This window comes from Brevundimonas sp. FV1ye7S, from assembly GCF_058680995.1.
In genome coordinates, this window is the sequence record NZ_CM178726.1 from 1,596,934 (window position 1) to 1,613,800 (window position 16,867).

Here is a 16,867-nt window from a genome sequence, read left to right on the forward strand (position 1 = left end):
GAGTCAGGCGGCCAGAGGATGCGCGGGGGGCAGGGCGGCGCTCATCGCCTCGATCAGCATATGGATGTCCAGCGGCTTGGCGACGAAGCCGTCCAGACCGGCCTCACGGCCTTGTTCCCGCACCGACGCGGAGACGTCGCCGGACAACAGGATCAGGGGCGTGCGCTGGCCGGGCGTCTCTTCGGCGCGAATCCGGCGGGCGGCCTCGAAGCCGTCGCAGAGCGGCATGCGCAGGTCCAGCAGCACCAGATCATAGGCGCCCTCCCGCCAGGCGGCCACGGCCTGGTCGCCGTTTTCGACCACCGTCAGCTCGACGCCCAGACTGGGCAGGATGGCGGACAGAACCTGGCGATTCACGGCGTTGTCGTCGGCCGCCAGGACGTGCAGGTCGGCCAGGCTTCTTGCGCTCTCGGGCTCGGTCGTGGCCGAACGCCCGCGTTGCAGCGGAAGCTCGAGGGTGAAGCAGGAGCCCTGACCGACCGTGCTGGTCACGGTGATGTCGCCCCCCATCATCCGCGCCAGCGAGCGTGAGATCGCCAGGCCCAGGCCGGTGCCGCCGTGCGTATGCGCGGTTTCGGCGCTGGCCTGCGCATAGGGTGAGAACAGGCGGCCCAGGGTGGCTTCATCCATGCCCATGCCGCTGTCACGCACGGCGATCCGAAGCAGGCCTGCGCTCGGGACGTCGACGGACAAGGCCACTTCGCCCTGATCGGTGAACTTCACGGCGTTCGAGATCAGATTGGCCAGGATCTGGCCGATCCGCACCTTGTCCCCGATCCAGTCGCCCGCCGCTTCGGGCGCGATGTCGATCCGCAGCGGCACGCCCTTCTTGCGCGCCGTCTCGCCGAAGGCGGTCTCCATGCGCGCGAGCAGACGCGTCAGGTCGAAATCGGCCTCCAGCAACTCCAGGCGTCCTGCCTCGATCTTCGACGCGTCCAGCAGATCATTGAGCAGGGCCGTCAGGGTTTCGCCCGATTCAAGCGCGACCTCGAGCCGTTCCTTCTGGGTCGCCGCCATCGGCTCGGCCGCCATGGCCTGCAACATGCCCAGCATGCCGTTCAGCGGCGTGCGGATCTCGTGGCTGACGACGGCCAGGGTTCGCGTCTTGGCCTTGGCGAAGGCCACGGCTTCGCGTTCACGTCGCGCCGAGGCGCGGACGGCCCAAAGACCCAGGCTCGCCCCGAACCCCAGCGCCGCCAGGCCGACACAGCCGACGACGATCCGTGCGGTTGTATAGGCGCGATCACGCGCCTTCTCGCGTTCCTGGGTCGCCAAGGCCTCCTCCGCACGAAGATCGTCCAGCAATCGGCGCACCTCGTCCATAGCGGCTCGACCTCGGTCCGCCAGGGCGGGATCGGCGATCTGGCTTTGGGGACGGGCCAGCTGAGGGCTTGCATAGACGGAACGCCAGCGGTCCAGCCCCTCACGCAGGGCGTCCAGTCTGGCGGTCTGCTGAGGATTGTCGCTCGACAGACGGTAGAGGGTCTGCAGTTCTTCGCTGAACTTCGCCTGGCCTGCAAAATAGGGTTCGAGCGCAGCCGGTTCGCCCCTGCTTTCGCCATATCCCCTGACGCCGGTTTCCTGGTCCAGGCTGGACGCCAGAAGATCGGCCGCCGCGGTTTCGACAACCCGGGTGTGGTTAACCGCACGGTCTGCGGCCTCTATGGTGGACAGGTTCCCGAACACCACGACGATCATGGCGGCCATCATCGCCGTCATCGTCGCCATCATGGAGACTGCGGACAGCGCCGCCCTGGTCCTCATCAAGGCCAGGACACGTTTTGAAGCGGCGCGGATCGACATGGGAAACCGTGTTCTGGCGGGGCGATGAGTATTGGGTCCCCGCTCATGAACAGCGGGTTTCCAGGCTTGTCAGGAGGACTATCTACAGGCACAGCGGCCGCCCCAAGGAAAAGGACCGCCCATGACCGTCGTCCTCTACGGCATTCCCAACTGCGACACCGTCAAGAAGGCCCGCGTCTGGCTGGACCAGCACGGCGTCGATTATGTCTTTCATGACTACAAGAAGGCGGGCGTCGACCCGGTCCAATTGGGCCAGTGGATCGACGAACACGGCTGGGAGACGGTATTGAACCGCGCCGGCACGACCTTCAGGAAACTGCCCGAGGCCGACCGGGCGGACATTGATCGGGACAAGGCCGTCGCCCTGATGACGGCCCAGCCCTCGATGATCAAGCGGCCGGTCCTGGATCTGGGGGACCGGCGCCTGGTCGGCTTCAAGCCCGAAGCCTACGCCGCCGTCTTCGAATAGGGGCGGGGGCCGTCAGTCTTCGACGTCGGTCGCCGGGCGGTCGTGTCCGTCGGCGCTTTCCGTCACCCAGCGGCCGTCGGCGGTTTCGTATTCGATGGCGGCGTTCTCGTCCGGCACCTTCTGTTCGCGCGCGGCCCGGACCGCAGCGGCCTTGGCGGCCTCGTGGGTGGCGAAGGTCTCGGAATAGGTGCCCCCGGACTGGTAGGCCCATCCGCCGTCGTGCTCGACGATGCGATAGGTGACGTGGGCCATGGGAATCTCCTTCAGGGGGTCAGGCCATGACGTTAGCCCGAACCCGTTGTCGCGTCATGGGCTTCGCGCCGCGACCTTACGAAGATTTCACGTCGGGCCGCGCATCCGTACGCGCATCCCACAGCCTCTTGTGATCAGAAGGCCGCCGCATCAGGCTGTCGCATCGGATCAAGAGAGAGTTCATCATGGGCGCTACACCCGTCTTCATCGTCTTCATCGTCTTCACCGCGATCGTCGCCGTGATTGTCGGGCCATCGTTCCTGAAAAATCGGGAGCGCCGCGAGATGCAACTGACGGTCAGGCACGCGGTCGATAAGGGCCAGACCCTTCCGCCCGAGTTGATCGACGCCATGACCAAGGACGTGCAGAAAGGGCTGCCGTCGCGCAGCAAGGACATCCGCAAGGGCGTGCTCAGCCTGGCGAGCGGCGTGGGCATCGCCGGATTTGCGTTCACGGTCGGCGGTTTCACCAGTCAATGGGGCGGAAATGGCGAGGGGCCTCTGCTGGGTCTGGCCTGCATCCCCGTCGCTATCGGCATCGCCTTCATCATCCTGGGCTTGTTCAACCCGAACAAAGACTGACGTCCGCCGGAAGGGGGAACGTCATGATCAAACCACTCAGAGATCTCCACGACGTCGAGCTGGCCGCCCAGGCGGCGGCCGGCGGACGGCGGGAGTATGGCGAACTGGTCCGTCGGCACGGGTCGGCGGTCCGGGGCCTGCTCCGCCGCATGGGCGCGGCGCCGTCCCTGGCCGACGACGTGGCCCAGGACGCCTTCCTGCTGGGCTTCCAGCGTTGCTCGGAGTTCCGGGGGCAGGGGACCTTCGCCGGCTGGATCAAGAAGATCGCCGCCCGCCTGTATCTGAAGCGCGTCGCGCGCGAGGCTCGCTATGTCGCGGAAGTCGAGGCGGACGAGGCCGACGTCGTGGTCGATCACGCCGGCTTTATGGACCTGGACGAGGCGATGAAGACGCTCAACGAAACCGAACGGGTCTGCGTCTCCCTGTGCCACGGCGCAGGAATGTCCCACCCCGAAATCGCGGCGGCCATGAATTTGCCGCTCGGCACGGTGAAGTCTCATGTCAAACGTGGTCTGGATAAACTCCGCGCCCGGCTTCAGCCGGCGCAGGCATCAGGCGGGAGGTCGACCCATGTCGGCTGATGAATTCGATCCGATGATCGAGCGGCTGTTCGCGCAGAGCCCGCGACTGGCCGACGAGGCCCTGTTTCTGGCGACCGTCCAGGCCAGTATGGAGAAACGGTCGCGCTGGCGCACCCTGGCCCTGACGGGGGCCGGCCTGGTCGGCGGCGTCCTGGCGGTGCGCGAGGGGGTGAATTTCAACTTCTCTGCGGACGGAGAGACGACTCTGACGCAGGGCGTGCGGACGGCGGCGGCGACGGCCCAGGGCGCGGCCCAATCTGGGCTGGAGGGCTTGGGCGTCGGATCGTTCGATCTGATGGACGGGTCGGGCATGATGGCCTTCTGGATCGTGGCTGGAGCCCTCGTCGCCGTGCTGGCGGCGGGCCTAGTGAAACTGTCTCAGGACGTGTGAGGGTGACTTGCGGGATCGCGGGGCTTATCTGACCCGACTTGAAGTCAGGAGCCTCTCGATGTCCGTTCACACCCAGGAGACGATCAAGCGCGTCTCCGTGCCTGATATCGCTGGCCGCAAGGGCGGCGAGCCCATCGTCTGCCTGACCGCCTATGACGCGCCGATGGCGGGCCTGCTGGATCCGCACTGCGATGTTTTGCTGGTCGGCGACAGCCTTGGCATGGCGGTGCATGGCCTGCTGAACACCGTCGGGGTGACGCTGGAGATGATGATCCTGCACGGCCAGGCGGTGGTGCGGGGCTCGCGCCGGGCCCTGGTCGTCGTCGACATGCCCTTCGGCTCGTATGAGGGCGGCAAGGAAGCCGCCTATGACAACTGCGTGCGCGTCATGAAGGAAACCGGCGCCCAGGCGGTCAAGCTGGAGACCAGCGTCGAACTGGCCGAGATCGTCGCCTTCCTGGTCAGGCGCGGCATCCCGGTCATGGGCCATGTCGGCCTGCGTCCCCAGGCGATTCTGGCCGAGGGCGGTTTCAAGGCCAAGGGCCGCACCGATTTCGAGCGGGACCGTGTCATGGCGGAAGCCCGGGCCACGGCCGAGGCCGGCGCCTTCTGCATCGTCATCGAGGGCGTGGCCGAATCGCTGGCGCGCGAGATCACCGAGAGCATCGACGTCCCCACCATCGGCATCGGCGCCTCGGCCGCCTGCGACGGCCAGGTTCTGGTGGTCAACGACATGCTGGGACTGTTCGACTGGACCCCGAAATTCGTGCGCAAATACGCGGATCTGCGCACCGAGATCGACCGTGCGGCGGCCGCTTTCGCCAATGATGTGAAAACCCGCCGTTTTCCTGCCGAAGTCGAGACCTACTTCTCGAAAAAGCTGGCTTCGCAGTAACGGGCTACGTTGCGGCGGCAAGGGCGAACCTCTAGGGTCCGCGCCGGTTTGCTTTTAGCGATTTTGGGGCGACGTTTCAGTGGTTGATGTCTTCGAGCAGGTCGAGGAGGAGCTTCGCTCCGACCGGTACAAGCGCCTGGCCCGCACCTGGCTGCCCGTCGTGGGCGTCATTCTTGTGGTCGCCCTGGTCGCCGCCCTGGGCTGGTGGGGCTGGGACAGCCTGAATTCGAGCAAGGCCGCCAAGGGCGCCGAGGCCTATGATCGCGGCATGGAGGCCCTGCGCGCCGAAAAGCCCGCCGAGGCCCGTCTCGCCTTCGAGGAGACGGTCAAGGAAGGCAACGACGCCTACAAGGTCCTGGCCCTGCAGCAGCAGGCCGGCCTGGCCGTGACCGCCGACAAGATCCCTGACGCCGTCCGCCTGTTCGACCAGGCCGCCAAGACCTCCAGCGATCCGATCCTGTCGGACCCGGCGGCGTTCAAGGCCGCCCTGCTGATCATGGACACCGCGCCCCTGGCCGACATCGAGGCTCGCCTGACGCCCCTGGCCGAAGACAAGCGCCCGCTGCACGCCTTCGCCCAGGAGGCCCTGGCCCTGGCCCGCCTGCAGCACGGCAAGACCAAGGAAGCCCGCGAGGCCTTCGTCCTGCTGCAACTGGGACAGGACGTGCCTGATGATGTTCGTCAGCGCGCCAACATTGCTGTCGCCACGATCGACGCCGGCACGGCGGGGGCGCTCAAGAGCATCGCCGATGCGGCCAAGAACGCGGCTCCGCCGGCCGCCGGCGCCGCCAATGCGCCCACTCCCATCGCCCCGGCCCAACAGTGACGACCCCCTACAGGACGCCCAAGATGAACCGAGTTCTGAAAGTCGCGCTGATCTGCGGCGTCGCCGCCACCATGGCCTCATGCGGCACGGTCAGCCGTAACCTGCCGTTCGGCCTGGGCAAGAAGGACGACGCCAAGGCGACCGCCTCGGCCGGCGAACGCATCTCGGTGCTCGAGTTCGAACAGCAGCTGGCGCCGTCGGCCGCCCTGTCCGGCCGCGACTACTTCCTGCCGGGACCCCAGGCCGCCACGGCCTGGACCCAGCCGGGCGGGACCTCGGAAAACCTGGTCGAACACGTCATCGCGGCCCCCAATTTCCAGATCGCCTGGAAGCGCAGCGTGGGCGAGGGCTCGGCCCGCGTCGGCAATGTCATGGCGCCCATCGTCGCCGCCGACGGCAAGATCTTCGTGCTGGACGGCGAATCGACCGTCTCGGCCGTCTCGGCCGACACCGGCGACATCCTGTGGAAGGTCAACGTCAAGGACGCCGAGCGTGACCGCAGCGGCGGCTTCGGCGGCGGCGTCGCCTTCGCCGGCGGCAAGGTCTTCGTCTCGTCCGGCTATCGCTCGGTGACGGCCTTGGACGCCGCGACCGGCGCCGTGGTCTGGACCCAGCAGGTCGATTCCCCGATCCACGGCGCCCCGACGGTCGTCGGCGCGCATGTCTTCGTCGTCGATGTGGACAGCCAGCTGTTCGCCTTCGACGTCAACAGCGGCGCCCAGGACTGGACCTATCGCGGCATCGCCGAGCCGGCGCGCGTCATGCGCGCCTCCAGCCCGGCCGTGACCGGAAACACCGTCATCGCGCCGTTCTCGTCGGGCCAGTTGGTCGCGCTCAGCGCCCTGAACGGCCAGCCGCTGTGGGAACAGACCCTGTCGCGCACCAGCCGCACCAGCGCCCTGTCGGAAGTCCGCGACGTCGCCGGCCGCCCCGTCATCAGCCGGGGCATGGTCTATGGCGTCAGCCATTCGGGCGTTCTTTCGGCCCTGGACCTGCGCTCGGGTCAGCCAAAGTGGCAGCTGCCGGTCACCGGCGTGAACGCCCCCCTTCCGGTCGGCGACGTGGTCTTCATCGTCTCCACCTCGGGCGAACTGATCACCGCCAATCGCGACACGGGCCAGATCTACTGGACCCGCGAACTGAACGAGGGGCGCAAGCGCAAGGTCGGCGGGTTCCTCAACTTCGGCCGTCGGACCATCTATCCCCAATGGTCGGGTCCGCTGCTGGCTTCCAACCGTCTGGTGATGGTCAACTCCTACGGCGAGGCCGTGGCCTTTGATCCCAAGACGGGCGTCGCCCAGACGACGCTGAAACTGGGCGCCCCCGCCTATATCGCCCCCGCCGCCTACAACGGCGCCCTGTACGTGCTGACCGACAACGGCCAGCTGATCTGCATTCGCTGACTCTTCAGCCCGAATTAAGCTAGAAAGCCGAAATGGCTCTGAAGGTCGCGATTGTCGGCCGCCCCAATGTGGGCAAATCGACACTGTTCAACCGCCTCGTCGGCAAGCGCCTCGCGCTTGTCGATGATCGCCCCGGCGTGACCCGCGACCGGCGCTACGCCGACGGCAATATCGGCGACATGGACCTGACGCTGATCGACACGGCGGGCTACGAGGACGTCACCGACGACAGCCTGGAAGCCCGGATGCGCGAGCAGACCGAGGCCGCGCTGGAAGACGCCGAACTGGTCATGTTCATGATGGACGCCCGCGAAGGCGTCACCTCGCTGGACCGGATCTTCGCCGAGCGCCTGCGCAAGGTGCACAAGCCGATCATCCTGCTGGCCAACAAGTCCGAGAGCCGCGAGAGCGGCGGCGGCGTCGGCGAGGCGCACGCCCTGGGCTTCGGCGAACCCGTCGCCATCTCGGCCGAGCACGGCGAGGGCATGGCCGACCTGTACAAGGCCATCCGCACGGCGTCCGAAGACATCTTCATCGAAGAGATCGACGAGCCGGACAAGCCGATCCGCATCGCCGTGATCGGTCGTCCCAACGCCGGCAAGTCCACCCTGATCAACCGTCTGATCGGCGACGACCGCCTGCTGACCGGACCGGAAGCGGGGATCACCCGCGACTCCATCTCGGTCGACTGGACGTTCGAGGGCAAGAACATCCGGCTGGTCGATACGGCCGGCATGCGTCGCAAGGCGCGCGTGCAGGAGAAGCTGGAGAAGCTGTCGGTCGCCGACACCATCCGCGCCATCACCTTCGCCGAAGTCGTCATCCTGATGATGGACAAGGACGACGCCTTCGACACCCAGGACCTGCAGCTGGCCGACCTGGTCGAGCGCGAAGGCCGCGCCCTGGTCTATGTCGCGTCCAAATGGGATCTGGAAGACGAGCCCCAGGCCCGCATGGCCAAGCTGAAGGGCATGGCCGAGGACAAGCTGCCGCAACTGAAGGGCTCGCCCTTCGTGGCCCTGTCCTCGCACTCGGGCCGGGGCGTCGAACGCCTGATGCCGGCCGTGCTCCAGGCCTATGACACCTGGTCGGTCAAGGTGAAGACCAAGGACCTGAACACCTGGCTGTCCATGGCCACCCAGCGGCACCCGCCCCCCGCCGTGGACGGCAAGCGGATCAAGCCGAAATACATCGCCCAGACCAAGGCCCGTCCGCCGACCTTCGTGCTGATGGCCAACCGCGCCGAGTCGATGCCCGAGCATTACAAGCGCTATCTGGTCAACTCGATCCGCGAGAGCTTCGACCTGCCGGGCACCCCGATCCGCCTGAACGTCAAGTCCAGCGGCGTGAACCCCTATGCCGAGGGCGGCGCCAAGTCCGGTCCCGAACGCTACAAGGGCGACGCCAAGACCGCGCCGCGCCGCATCAAGAAGGCCGAGAAGGAAGAGGCCCTGTCCAAGCTGCCCGGCAAGGCGCTGGAGCAGAAGAAGACCCGCAAGGCCCAGCCCAAGGTCCTGGGCGGCCTGAAGTCCAGCGCGTCCAAGAAGGCCGGCTCGTCGGTGGCGGTCCAGAAGGGCGCCCGCGGCGGCGCCCGCCAGGTCTCGCGCTCGGGCCGCATCCGCACCGGCCAAAAGGGCGGCGCCAAGAAGTGAGCCTGTGATGCAGGTCGCGCCCGTCCTCCCCGACCGGCCGACCTCGCGCTGGCTGATCCTGGACGGGCAGGGGCGGGTGCTGCTGTTCCGCTTCGTCTACGCCGACGGGCCGATCGCCGGCACGGCCTTCTGGGCTACGCCCGGCGGCGGCTGCGAACCGGGCGAGACCTATGCCGACGCCGCGCGTCGCGAACTGTTCGAGGAAACCGGCCTTATCGTCGCCGATCCCGGCCCCGAAGTCGCCCGCCGCGTCGTCGATTTCCGCCTGCCCGACGGCCGCCTGTCCCATGTGGACCAGCGCTTCTTCCTGCTGCGCACCGAACCCTTCGACCCCTCGCCGACCGGCTGGACCGAGGAGGAACGTCGCGTCCTGATCGAGCATCGCTGGTGGACGACGGCCCAGATCACGGCGTCGGAAGATACGATCTGGCCGGACGATCTGCCCGAAATCCTCTCTACGTTGTAATGCTCCGCCTACGCCGTTTCGCGAGCGATTTTCGCTTGCAATTAAACTTCTTGCCACGTCGTAAAAAGCAGCGCTTGGGTTTTTGCTCCACTGGAGCGCGTCATGACAACGACCCAAATTTTCGATCTTCAAGCGGTTCAAAAGGTGCGCAAGGGCGCCGTCCTGATCGCCCTGCTGGCGCTTGTCGGCCTGACCATGGTGTCACAGTCCGCTTCCGGTCTGGACAGCCCCATGCACGAAGGGATCGAGGCCGTGGGTCTGGCCGCCATCGTCTTCGCCATTGTCGGCCGCGCCTGGTGTTCGCTCTATATCGGCGGGCGCAAGAAGGCCGAGATCGTGTCGCGCGGCCCGTATTCGATCAGCCGCAATCCGCTCTACATCTTCAGCTTCTTCGGCGCCTTCGGCATCGGCGCCCAGAGCGGCAGCCTGACCCTGGCGGTGCTGTTCACCCTCGCGTCCCTGGCGGTCTTCTATCTGACCGTTCGCCGCGAAGAGGCCTGGCTGGGCGCGACCTTCGGCGCCGCCTACGCCGCCTACAAGGCCCGCACGCCGCGCTTCCTGCCCAACTTCGCCCTGTGGCGTGACGAGGCCGAACTGTCGATCCGCCCGTCCTTCTTCCTGACCACCATCCGCGACGGCCTGGTCTTCCTTCTGGCCATCCCCCTGTTCGAAGCCATCGACCTGGCCCAGGCTGAAGGTTGGCTGAAGGTGCTGGCGCACCTGCCCTAGGCGGCTCGGATCCCGGCCAAACCCTCGACCGCCAGGGTCTCGCGCATCCGCACCGCGTCCCGGCCGGGCGGCAGACCGAACTGGCGGGCGTATTCGCGGCTGAACTGGGACGGGCTGTCGTAGCCGACCGCGAAACCCGTCTCCGCCGCCCCGTCGCCGCCGCTCAGCAGGCGGGCGCGGGCCTGTTGCAGCCGCACCTGCTTTTGGAACTGCAACGGGCTCATGGTCGTCACCGTCCGGAAATGCCGGTGGAAGGTCGACAGGCTCATACCGGCCAGGTCCGACAGGGCCTCCAGCCGCATCGGCTCGGCGTAATGGACGCGGATCCAGTTGATGGCGCGGCTGACGCCTGACAGGCGGCTTTCGGCCGAGCCGATCTGGCGCACCGTGGCGGCGTGCCGGCTGTGCAGCAGCCGCCACACAAGTTCCCGCTCGATCATCGGCGTCATCACCGCGATCTCGTGCGGCCGCTCCAGCAGGCGCAACAGGCGCGCCATTGGTTCCAGCAGTTCGTCCTCCAACTGTGTCACATGGATGCCCGACGGCGGCGACGGGTCCGAGGCGGCGGGGGCGCCGATCTCCACCATCAGGCCGGCGATCGTCGTCGGGTTCAGGTCGAAGCTCAGGGCGCGGTACGGCGCTTCGATGATGCTGCCGCAGACCGGCAGTTCCGCCGACACCACCAGGCAGTCGCCGGCCCGATAGGAATAGACGGTCTCGCCGAGGATCGTCTGTTTGCCGCCGGACACCACCAGGTACAGCATGGGTTCATAGCCGACCGACACCATCCGCGTCGGCGCGTCGCTGCCATACAGGCGCAGGCCCGGCACGGCCGAGCGCGACAGGTCGGGCGGCGCATGGCGCGCGACGATGGCGCTCATTTCGGGCAAGAGGCTCATGTCCGCATCCAATGCCTGTCATCGCGCCCGCGCAAGCGGCGGAGCGCGCTTTGGCAGGATCGTGCAAGACTTCGCCTGGATCGCCCTAACGCCTGGAAGGCGAAGGCGCGTCTTCTCCGTCCCGTCAGACAGAGGAGACATCTCATGACCAACCCATCCCGGAAGACCTGGTTCGTCACCGGCGCCGCCCGCGGCCTGGGCGCCGCCATCGCCCGCGCTGCTCTGGACGCCGGCGACAGGGTCGTCGTCGCCGGCCGCAACCGCGACGCCCTGGTCGAGGCCTTCGGTCCCGACAGCGACACGGTCCTGTCCGTGACGCTCGACGTCACCGATCCCGCCGCCATCGCCGCCGCCGTCGAGGCGACGGTCGCCCGCTTCGGCCGCATCGACGTCCTGGTCAACAACGCCGGCTACGGCCACCTCGGCCTGTTCGAGGAGACCCGGCCCCAGGACGCCCGGACCCAGTTCGACACCAATGTCTTCGGCCTGTTCGACATGACCCGCGCCGTCCTGCCGGTCATGCGGGCCCAGCGGTCGGGCCATGTGTTCAACATCTCGTCGATCGGCGGCCTGCAGGGCGGCGAGAGCGGTTCGATCTATTGCGCGTCCAAGTTCGCCGTCGAAGGCTTCACCGAGTCGGTCGCCGCCGAGGTTAGGCCGTTCGGCGTCCGCATGACCATTGTCGAGCCGGGCTTCTTCCGCACCGACTTCCTCGATGCGACCTCGGTCCGTTTCGCCGACAGTCCCATCGCCGACTACGCCGAGGCCTCGGCCGCCCTTCGCGCCTTCTATGAAGGGCGCAACCAGAACCAGGCCGGCGATCCGGCCAAGCTGGGCCAGGCCCTGGTGACCCTGGCGAATGCGGAGAACCCGCCCCTCCGCTGGTCGGCGGGCATGGACGCCGTCGCCGTGGTGGAGGGCAAGGCCGCCGACCTTCTCAGCGAACTGAACGCCTGGCGCGACCTGTCGGCTTCGACGGACGGAAGCTTTGCCTTCCGCGCGGAACCGGGGCTGGACACCGCCTGGAGCTGATCAGACCAGCGCCTCCGTCGTCGGCGCGTCCCGCCAGTCGCGGAATCGCACCGTCAGCGGCGGCGTCAGGTCGCCGCGCGCCAGCTCGACTATCAGCGGGCCGATCTCGGACGGGTGGGGCAGGGTCTGCGGATCCTCGCCGGGGAAGGCCTGGGCGCGCAGGGCGGTGCGCATCCGGCCGGGATCGACGATGCTGACGCGGATCGGGGTGCTCTCCACCTCGTCCGCCCAGGCCTTGACCAGGGCCTCGGCCCCGGCCTTGGTCGCGGCGTACATGCCCCAGAAGGCGCGCGGCGAGGTGGCGACGCTGGAGGTGAGGTGGATGGCCCGCCCGGCGTCGGAGGCCCGCAGCAGCGGCTCCAGCGAGCGGATCATCCGATAGACGGCGGTGAAATTGACCTTCTCGACCTTGGCGAATTCACGCGGGTCGGCATGGGCCACCGGCGTCAAGCCCGACGGCCCCATGGTGGCGGCGGCGTTGACCCAGACGTCCAGCTTCTTGAACCGTTCGAATATGGCCCCGCCCAGTCGGTCGATTCCGCCGCCGTCGACCAGATCGAACGGAACCAGGGTCGCGTGCTGGCCGGTGGCGGAGAAGACGGCGTCGTCCAGTTCCTCAAGCCCGCCCTGCGTCCGCGCTGTAGCGACCACATGCGCGCCGGCCTTCGCCAGGGCCAGGGCGCTCTCATAGCCGATCCCGCGCGAGGCCCCGACGACGAGGGCGATACGGTCTTTGAGGGGCAGGTCTGACATAGCCCTGCTTAGCCCGCGTGGGCGGCGGTCGCCAAGCGGGATCAGGCAGAAGGCGACCACAGGCTGAAGCTGACGCCCTGATCGTCAACGACCACGACATTGCGTCCCGAGGGCATCCGGATGCGGCTTAGTTTCCGCCGGAGGCTGCCTGGGCGAGGCTGTATGACGCCGCAGCGGCGACCAAGATCATCAGCAACCCGACGCCCAGCCAAACCATAGACGGGACGCGAATGCGGCGCTTGCCGGGGAGTAGCTGCCCCGCGCCCAAGCCCGTCGTCAAACCAGCGAGGGTCCAAGGCGACAGGGCGGCTTGGTTTCCCGCCAGGATCAGGTTGAAGACGAAGAACACCCCGACAATCGCCAAAAGTCGGCCGCCAAATCTGATCAGGAAGAGCCTCCCCTCCTGCAACTGGCTATTTTGAACAGGGTTGTGCGCCATCAACCCAAGATATCAGGCGCTGACCAGCAGCGATAGTTGCCGCGCCGAAACCTCCCGGCCGCCTTCCTCGATCTCGCGATCCAGCAGGCGGGTGGGGTAGTCGCCGGTGAAATAGTGGTCGGTGTACTGGGGACGGGCGTTGTTGCGGCCCGTCTCGCCCATGGCGCGGTACAGGCCGTCGATGGACAGGAAGCCCAGCGAATCGACCTCCAGCAGTTCGCGCATCTCTTCCAGCGTCTTGTTGGCGGCCAGCAGCTGGGCGCGTTCCGGCATGTCGATGCCGTAAAAGTCGGGGAACAGGATCTGCGGGCTGGCCGAGCGCAGGTGGACTTCCTTGGCGCCGGCGGCGCGCACGGCGCGGACCAGCTTGACCGAGGTGGTGCCGCGCACGATGGAATCGTCGATCAGCACGACCCGCTTGCCTTCCAGCGCCGACTTGTTGGGGCTGTGCTTCATGCGCACGCCCTTCTGCCGGGCGCCCTGGCTGGGCTGGATGAAGGTGCGGCCCAGATAGTGGCTGCGGATGATGCCCATCTCGTAGGGAATGCCGCTCTCCTGGGCGTAGCCCAGGGCCGCCGGCACGCCGGAGTCGGGCACCGGCACCACGATGTCGGCCTCGACACCCCATTCGCGGGCCAGGCCCCGGCCCATCTCCTTGCGGACCTCATAGACCGAGCAGCCGTTCACGACCGAATCCGGGCGCGAGAAATAGACATATTCGAACAGGCAGGGACGGGCGGCGCGGGCCGGGAAGGGCTTGATCGATTCCAGGCCGTTCTCGTCGATGACCACGACCTCGCCGTGTTCGACGTCGCGCACGAAGGTGGCGCCCATCATGTCCAGGGCGCAGGTCTCGGACGCCAGCACCCAGGCCTCGCCGACCTGGCCCAGCACCAGCGGGCGGATGCCCAGCGGGTCGCGGGCGCCGATCATCTTGTGACGGGTCTGGGCGACCAGGGCGTAGCCGCCCTCGATCCGCGCCAGGGCGTCGATGAAGCGGTCAACGATCTTGGCCTTACGGCTGCGGGCGATCAGGTGAAGGATGACTTCCGAGTCCGACGTCGACTGGAAGATGGCGCCTTCGCTGACCAGCTGGCCGTGCAGGAATTTGAAGTTGGTCAGATTGCCGTTGTGGGCGATGGCGATGCCGCCCTGGTCCAGATCGGCGAACATCGGCTGGATGTTGCGCAGAAAGCTGCCGCCGGCGGTCGAATAGCGGGTGTGGCCCACGGCCGCGCGGCCGGGCATGCGGGTCATCAGGTCGGCGCCGCCGAAGGCCTCGCCCACCAGGCCCTGGTGGCGTTCGGTGTGGAAACGCTCATCCTTGACGCTGGCGATGCCGCAGGCTTCCTGGCCGCGATGCTGCAGGGCGTGAAGGCCCAGGGCGACGATGGCCGAGCCTTCGTCCTCGTCCGCCCCCCAGACGCCGCAGACGCCGCACTCCAGCCGCAGCTGGTCGTCCTCCGGCTCGCGCCAGTGCTCGCGGTGGACGACAGGATCGGCGATATGATGGCGCATCGTGGGGCTCCGATGACCGGGGGAAACTTAAGGGGCGGCTTCGCGCGGCGAGTTAGTCTCGGATTGCGTCCGAGGCAAGGCTTCGTCGTTCGAAAACCCTTTGCGCACGGATGAATCGACCACGGGCGTGATCGCATCGGCGCCCCGCCCGATGCCGGGCAGGATGATCTGGATGGCGCGGGCGCCTACGGCGCTGACCTTGTAGAGGGCCGCCTCGCTCAGCCAGCGCGGCGTCCGTTCGCCCGGCATGGCCGCGACGATGACCAGATGGACGGCCCCCAGCAGCACCAGGGCCCGGCCCGCGCCGACAAAGACGCCGATGAACCGGTCGATCCCGCCCAGCTGCGGATGCGCCTGCGCCCGCTTCGACAGGAAGGAGCCGAACAGCCGGACGCCGAAATAGACGATGAAGAAGGCGACCACCGCCGCCAGTACGGTCCCCGCCCAGTCAGGATTGACCAGGGCGCGCCCCAGGATCGCCGTCCACGGCAGGGTCACCAGCGCCACCAGCGCGGCCAGCAGGGCGCTGAGCAGGGTGATGATCTCGCGCACCCCGCCGCGCACCCAGCCGGCGGCGGCGGAGAACAGGATCACCACGATGGCGAAGACGTCGTAACCGGTCACTCAGGGGTCCAGCGGCTGTTGCGTGCGTCTAATAGCGGTTTTGCGAGATTCGTTCGACCACATCCGTCAATCGTGTCGCCGACGTCACCTTGACCCCCTTGGTCTTGCCGCCGTTCTGGGCCAGGGGCGGGCAGAGCACATGTTCAAAGCCCAGTTTCTGGGCCTCCCGAACCCGCGCCTCGGCCCGGCCAACGCTGCGGACCTCGCCCGACAGGCCGATCTCGCCGAACACGACGCAGCCCTGGGGCAGGGGCATGTCCAGGGCGGAGCTGATCAGGGCCGCCGCCGCCGCAAGGTCCGCCGCCGGTTCGTTGATCCTCAGGCCGCCGGCCACGTTCAGATAGACGTCCTTGTCCCCGAACCCCAGGCCGCACCGGGCCTCCAGCACCGCCAGCAGCATGGCCAGGCGACCGGAATCCCAGCCGACCACCGCCCGCCGCGGCGTGCCATAGGCGGACGGGGCCACCAGGGCCTGAATCTCGACCAGCACGGGCCGCGATCCCTCGATCCCCGCGAAGACCGCCGCGCCGGGCGCCCGGTCCTTGCTGTCGCCCAGGAACAGGGCCGACGGATTGGCGACTTCCCTCAGGCCGCTGTCGCCCATTTCGAACACCCCGATCTCGTCGGTGGCGCCGAACCGGTTCTTGCCGGCGCGCAGGATGCGGAACGGATAGCCGCGCTCGCCCTCGAAGGTCATGACGGCGTCGACCAGGTGTTCGACCACGCGCGGCCCCGCGACCTGGCCGTCCTTGGTGACATGCCCGACCAGAACCACCGCCACCCCTTGCGTCTTGGCCAGCCGCACCATCTCGCCGGCGCAGGCCCGGACCTGGGTGATCGAGCCCGGCCCGCTCTCATGGACGTCGGACCAAAGGGTCTGGATCGAATCGACGATGACGATGTCGAACTGTTCGCGCTTCAGCGTGCCCAGGATGTCGCGCAGCGCCGTCGCCGCCGCCAGACTGACCGGCGCCTGCTCCAGTCCCATCCGCTTGGCCCGCGCCCGGATCTGTTCGACCGCCTCCTCGCCCGAGATATAGGCGATGCGCGCGCCCCTCAGGGCGGCCTTGGCCGCCACCTCCAGCAACAGGGTCGACTTGCCCACCCCCGGATCGCCGCTCAGCAGGATGGCCGAACCGGGCACCACGCCGCCGCCGCAGACCCGGTCGAACTCGGCCACGCCCGTGGTGATGCGGGGCGGTTCGGGGGTGTCGGACTGAAGCGTCTCGAACTGCAGGCCGCGCCCGCGCGCCGAGGCCGCCGCCGACGGCTTGATCGCGCCCGGAGGCGCCGACCGGCTCTCTTCCGTCAGGGTGTTCCACTGGCCGCACGACGCGCACTGGCCCGACCATTTGCCGTGGACCGAGCCGCAGGACTGACAGACATAGAGGGCGGAATCGCGAGCCATGGGCATCCTTTAGCAGGCCGAAGGGCGGACGGACCGCCCAATCCGGCGGCCCTTTGCACCGTCGTCACGTCATTTCCGGTCGCAACCGCAACCTTTGCCGTAGTTCAGGGTTGAGATCGTGTCGCAAATGGCTTGCGTCGTCAGGT

The 16,867-nt window shown here is 67.7% G+C and carries 20 protein-coding genes; 12 read left to right on the forward strand and 8 right to left on the reverse strand.

Going from position 1 to position 16,867, the window contains the following annotated elements:
* Nucleotides 1–3: 3 nt before the first annotated feature.
* Nucleotides 4–1,710, reverse strand: coding sequence for an ATP-binding protein (locus ACW18C_RS07615; protein ID WP_492073816.1), 1,707 nt, complete (start codon nt 1,708–1,710; stop codon nt 4–6).
* Here ACW18C_RS07615 and ACW18C_RS07620 point away from each other — a divergent pair.
* Complete coding sequence (locus ACW18C_RS07620; protein WP_255343239.1) at nt 1,697–1,831, forward strand: hypothetical protein; 135 nt, start codon at nt 1,697–1,699, stop codon at nt 1,829–1,831. The genes ACW18C_RS07615 and ACW18C_RS07620 overlap by 14 nt on opposite strands.
* A gap of 93 nt (nt 1,832–1,924) precedes the next feature.
* The gene (locus ACW18C_RS07625; RefSeq protein WP_492073819.1) at nt 1,925–2,272 is read left to right on the forward strand and encodes an ArsC family reductase; all 348 of its coding nucleotides are present in this window, start codon (nt 1,925–1,927) and stop codon (nt 2,270–2,272) included.
* A gap of 12 nt (nt 2,273–2,284) precedes the next feature.
* On the opposite strand, the gene ACW18C_RS07630 is transcribed toward ACW18C_RS07625, so the two are convergent.
* Nucleotides 2,285–2,524, reverse strand: a complete 240-nt coding sequence (locus ACW18C_RS07630; RefSeq protein WP_183195572.1) for a DUF2188 domain-containing protein — start codon at nt 2,522–2,524, stop codon at nt 2,285–2,287.
* 185 nt (nt 2,525–2,709) lie between these two features.
* Between ACW18C_RS07630 and ACW18C_RS07635 the strand changes: the two genes are divergently transcribed.
* The 9 genes from ACW18C_RS07635 to ACW18C_RS07675 all read left to right on the forward strand — a co-directional run bounded on the left by ACW18C_RS07635 (nt 2,710) and on the right by ACW18C_RS07675 (nt 10,048).
* Nucleotides 2,710–3,105: a DUF6249 domain-containing protein gene (locus ACW18C_RS07635; RefSeq protein ID WP_008264372.1), complete on the forward strand. Its 396-nt coding sequence runs from the start codon at nt 2,710–2,712 to the stop codon at nt 3,103–3,105.
* A 23-nt stretch (nt 3,106–3,128) separates the two neighbouring features.
* Nucleotides 3,129–3,686 (forward strand): RNA polymerase sigma factor, encoded by a 558-nt coding sequence (locus ACW18C_RS07640; protein ID WP_492073822.1) that lies wholly within the window; start codon nt 3,129–3,131, stop codon nt 3,684–3,686.
* Nucleotides 3,676–4,077 (forward strand): hypothetical protein, encoded by a 402-nt coding sequence (locus ACW18C_RS07645; RefSeq protein ID WP_292147561.1) that lies wholly within the window; start codon nt 3,676–3,678, stop codon nt 4,075–4,077. The genes ACW18C_RS07640 and ACW18C_RS07645 overlap by 11 nt, the downstream gene beginning before the upstream one ends.
* 58 nt (nt 4,078–4,135) lie before the next feature.
* Nucleotides 4,136–4,972, forward strand: coding sequence for a 3-methyl-2-oxobutanoate hydroxymethyltransferase (gene panB / locus ACW18C_RS07650; protein WP_492073827.1), 837 nt, complete (start codon nt 4,136–4,138; stop codon nt 4,970–4,972).
* A 79-nt stretch (nt 4,973–5,051) separates the two neighbouring features.
* Nucleotides 5,052–5,798 carry a tetratricopeptide repeat protein gene (locus ACW18C_RS07655; RefSeq protein ID WP_154726146.1) on the forward strand — a complete coding sequence of 249 codons (747 nt, stop codon included), beginning with the start codon at nt 5,052–5,054 and terminating at the stop codon, nt 5,796–5,798.
* A gap of 23 nt (nt 5,799–5,821) precedes the next feature.
* Nucleotides 5,822–7,201, forward strand: a complete 1,380-nt coding sequence (locus tag ACW18C_RS07660) for a PQQ-binding-like beta-propeller repeat protein (RefSeq protein WP_040349441.1) — start codon at nt 5,822–5,824, stop codon at nt 7,199–7,201.
* Between the two features lie 32 nt (nt 7,202–7,233).
* A complete protein-coding gene (gene der / locus ACW18C_RS07665; RefSeq protein ID WP_008259997.1) occupies nt 7,234–8,853 on the forward strand; it encodes a ribosome biogenesis GTPase Der in 1,620 nt (539 codons plus the stop codon).
* Between the two features lie 7 nt (nt 8,854–8,860).
* Complete coding sequence (locus ACW18C_RS07670; protein WP_154726147.1) at nt 8,861–9,319, forward strand: NUDIX hydrolase; 459 nt, start codon at nt 8,861–8,863, stop codon at nt 9,317–9,319.
* Nucleotides 9,320–9,421: 102 nt separating this feature from the next.
* Complete coding sequence (locus tag ACW18C_RS07675; protein WP_492073830.1) at nt 9,422–10,048, forward strand: methyltransferase family protein; 627 nt, start codon at nt 9,422–9,424, stop codon at nt 10,046–10,048.
* On the opposite strand, the gene ACW18C_RS07680 is transcribed toward ACW18C_RS07675, so the two are convergent.
* Entirely contained in the window at nt 10,045–10,947 is a 903-nt protein-coding gene (locus tag ACW18C_RS07680; RefSeq protein ID WP_492073832.1) for an AraC family transcriptional regulator, read from the reverse strand. The two genes, ACW18C_RS07675 and ACW18C_RS07680, sit on opposite strands and share 4 nt — an antisense overlap.
* Before the next feature lie 144 nt (nt 10,948–11,091).
* Between ACW18C_RS07680 and ACW18C_RS07685 the strand changes: the two genes are divergently transcribed.
* Complete coding sequence (locus ACW18C_RS07685) at nt 11,092–11,979, forward strand: oxidoreductase (protein WP_492073834.1); 888 nt, start codon at nt 11,092–11,094, stop codon at nt 11,977–11,979.
* On the opposite strand, the gene ACW18C_RS07690 is transcribed toward ACW18C_RS07685, so the two are convergent.
* The 5 genes from ACW18C_RS07690 to radA form a co-directional block, all read right to left on the reverse strand.
* On the reverse strand, nt 11,980–12,732 hold the full coding sequence (locus ACW18C_RS07690) for an SDR family NAD(P)-dependent oxidoreductase (RefSeq protein ID WP_426025327.1): 753 nt from the start codon (nt 12,730–12,732) through the stop codon (nt 11,980–11,982).
* Nucleotides 12,733–12,859: 127 nt separating this feature from the next.
* Complete coding sequence (locus ACW18C_RS07695; RefSeq protein ID WP_492073836.1) at nt 12,860–13,171, reverse strand: hypothetical protein; 312 nt, start codon at nt 13,169–13,171, stop codon at nt 12,860–12,862.
* Between the two features lie 12 nt (nt 13,172–13,183).
* The gene (purF, locus tag ACW18C_RS07700; RefSeq protein ID WP_008260342.1) at nt 13,184–14,689 is read right to left on the reverse strand and encodes an amidophosphoribosyltransferase; all 1,506 of its coding nucleotides are present in this window, start codon (nt 14,687–14,689) and stop codon (nt 13,184–13,186) included.
* A 27-nt stretch (nt 14,690–14,716) separates the two neighbouring features.
* Nucleotides 14,717–15,313: a CvpA family protein gene (locus tag ACW18C_RS07705; RefSeq protein WP_008258948.1), complete on the reverse strand. Its 597-nt coding sequence runs from the start codon at nt 15,311–15,313 to the stop codon at nt 14,717–14,719.
* Between the two features lie 28 nt (nt 15,314–15,341).
* Nucleotides 15,342–16,721 (reverse strand): DNA repair protein RadA, encoded by a 1,380-nt coding sequence (gene radA, locus ACW18C_RS07710; RefSeq protein ID WP_492073838.1) that lies wholly within the window; start codon nt 16,719–16,721, stop codon nt 15,342–15,344.
* Nucleotides 16,722–16,867 lie beyond the last annotated feature (146 nt).

Excerpts from the sequence above, each read along its gene's own strand:
- ACW18C_RS07675 (WP_492073830.1), top strand. The coding sequence starts at position 9,422 with ATGACAACGACCCAAATTTTCGATCTTCAAGCGGTTCAAAAGGTGCGC.
- ACW18C_RS07645 (WP_292147561.1), top strand. The coding sequence starts at position 3,676 with ATGTCGGCTGATGAATTCGATCCGATGATCGAGCGGCTGTTCGCGCAG.
- ACW18C_RS07690 (WP_426025327.1), bottom strand. The coding sequence starts at position 12,732 with ATGTCAGACCTGCCCCTCAAAGACCGTATCGCCCTCGTCGTCGGGGCC.
- ACW18C_RS07635 (WP_008264372.1), top strand. The coding sequence starts at position 2,710 with ATGGGCGCTACACCCGTCTTCATCGTCTTCATCGTCTTCACCGCGATC.
- ACW18C_RS07630 (WP_183195572.1), bottom strand. The coding sequence starts at position 2,524 with ATGGCCCACGTCACCTATCGCATCGTCGAGCACGACGGCGGATGGGCC.
- ACW18C_RS07640 (WP_492073822.1), top strand. The coding sequence starts at position 3,129 with ATGATCAAACCACTCAGAGATCTCCACGACGTCGAGCTGGCCGCCCAG.
- ACW18C_RS07625 (WP_492073819.1), top strand. The coding sequence starts at position 1,925 with ATGACCGTCGTCCTCTACGGCATTCCCAACTGCGACACCGTCAAGAAG.
- purF (WP_008260342.1), bottom strand. The coding sequence starts at position 14,689 with ATGCGCCATCATATCGCCGATCCTGTCGTCCACCGCGAGCACTGGCGC.
- der (WP_008259997.1), top strand. The coding sequence starts at position 7,234 with ATGGCTCTGAAGGTCGCGATTGTCGGCCGCCCCAATGTGGGCAAATCG.
- ACW18C_RS07620 (WP_255343239.1), top strand. The coding sequence starts at position 1,697 with ATGGCGGCCATCATCGCCGTCATCGTCGCCATCATGGAGACTGCGGAC.
- ACW18C_RS07685 (WP_492073834.1), top strand. The coding sequence starts at position 11,092 with ATGACCAACCCATCCCGGAAGACCTGGTTCGTCACCGGCGCCGCCCGC.
- ACW18C_RS07615 (WP_492073816.1), bottom strand. The coding sequence starts at position 1,710 with ATGATGGCCGCCATGATCGTCGTGGTGTTCGGGAACCTGTCCACCATA.
- ACW18C_RS07660 (WP_040349441.1), top strand. The coding sequence starts at position 5,822 with ATGAACCGAGTTCTGAAAGTCGCGCTGATCTGCGGCGTCGCCGCCACC.
- panB (WP_492073827.1), top strand. The coding sequence starts at position 4,136 with ATGTCCGTTCACACCCAGGAGACGATCAAGCGCGTCTCCGTGCCTGAT.
- ACW18C_RS07670 (WP_154726147.1), top strand. The coding sequence starts at position 8,861 with ATGCAGGTCGCGCCCGTCCTCCCCGACCGGCCGACCTCGCGCTGGCTG.
- radA (WP_492073838.1), bottom strand. The coding sequence starts at position 16,721 with ATGGCTCGCGATTCCGCCCTCTATGTCTGTCAGTCCTGCGGCTCGGTC.
- ACW18C_RS07680 (WP_492073832.1), bottom strand. The coding sequence starts at position 10,947 with ATGAGCCTCTTGCCCGAAATGAGCGCCATCGTCGCGCGCCATGCGCCG.
- ACW18C_RS07695 (WP_492073836.1), bottom strand. The coding sequence starts at position 13,171 with ATGGCGCACAACCCTGTTCAAAATAGCCAGTTGCAGGAGGGGAGGCTC.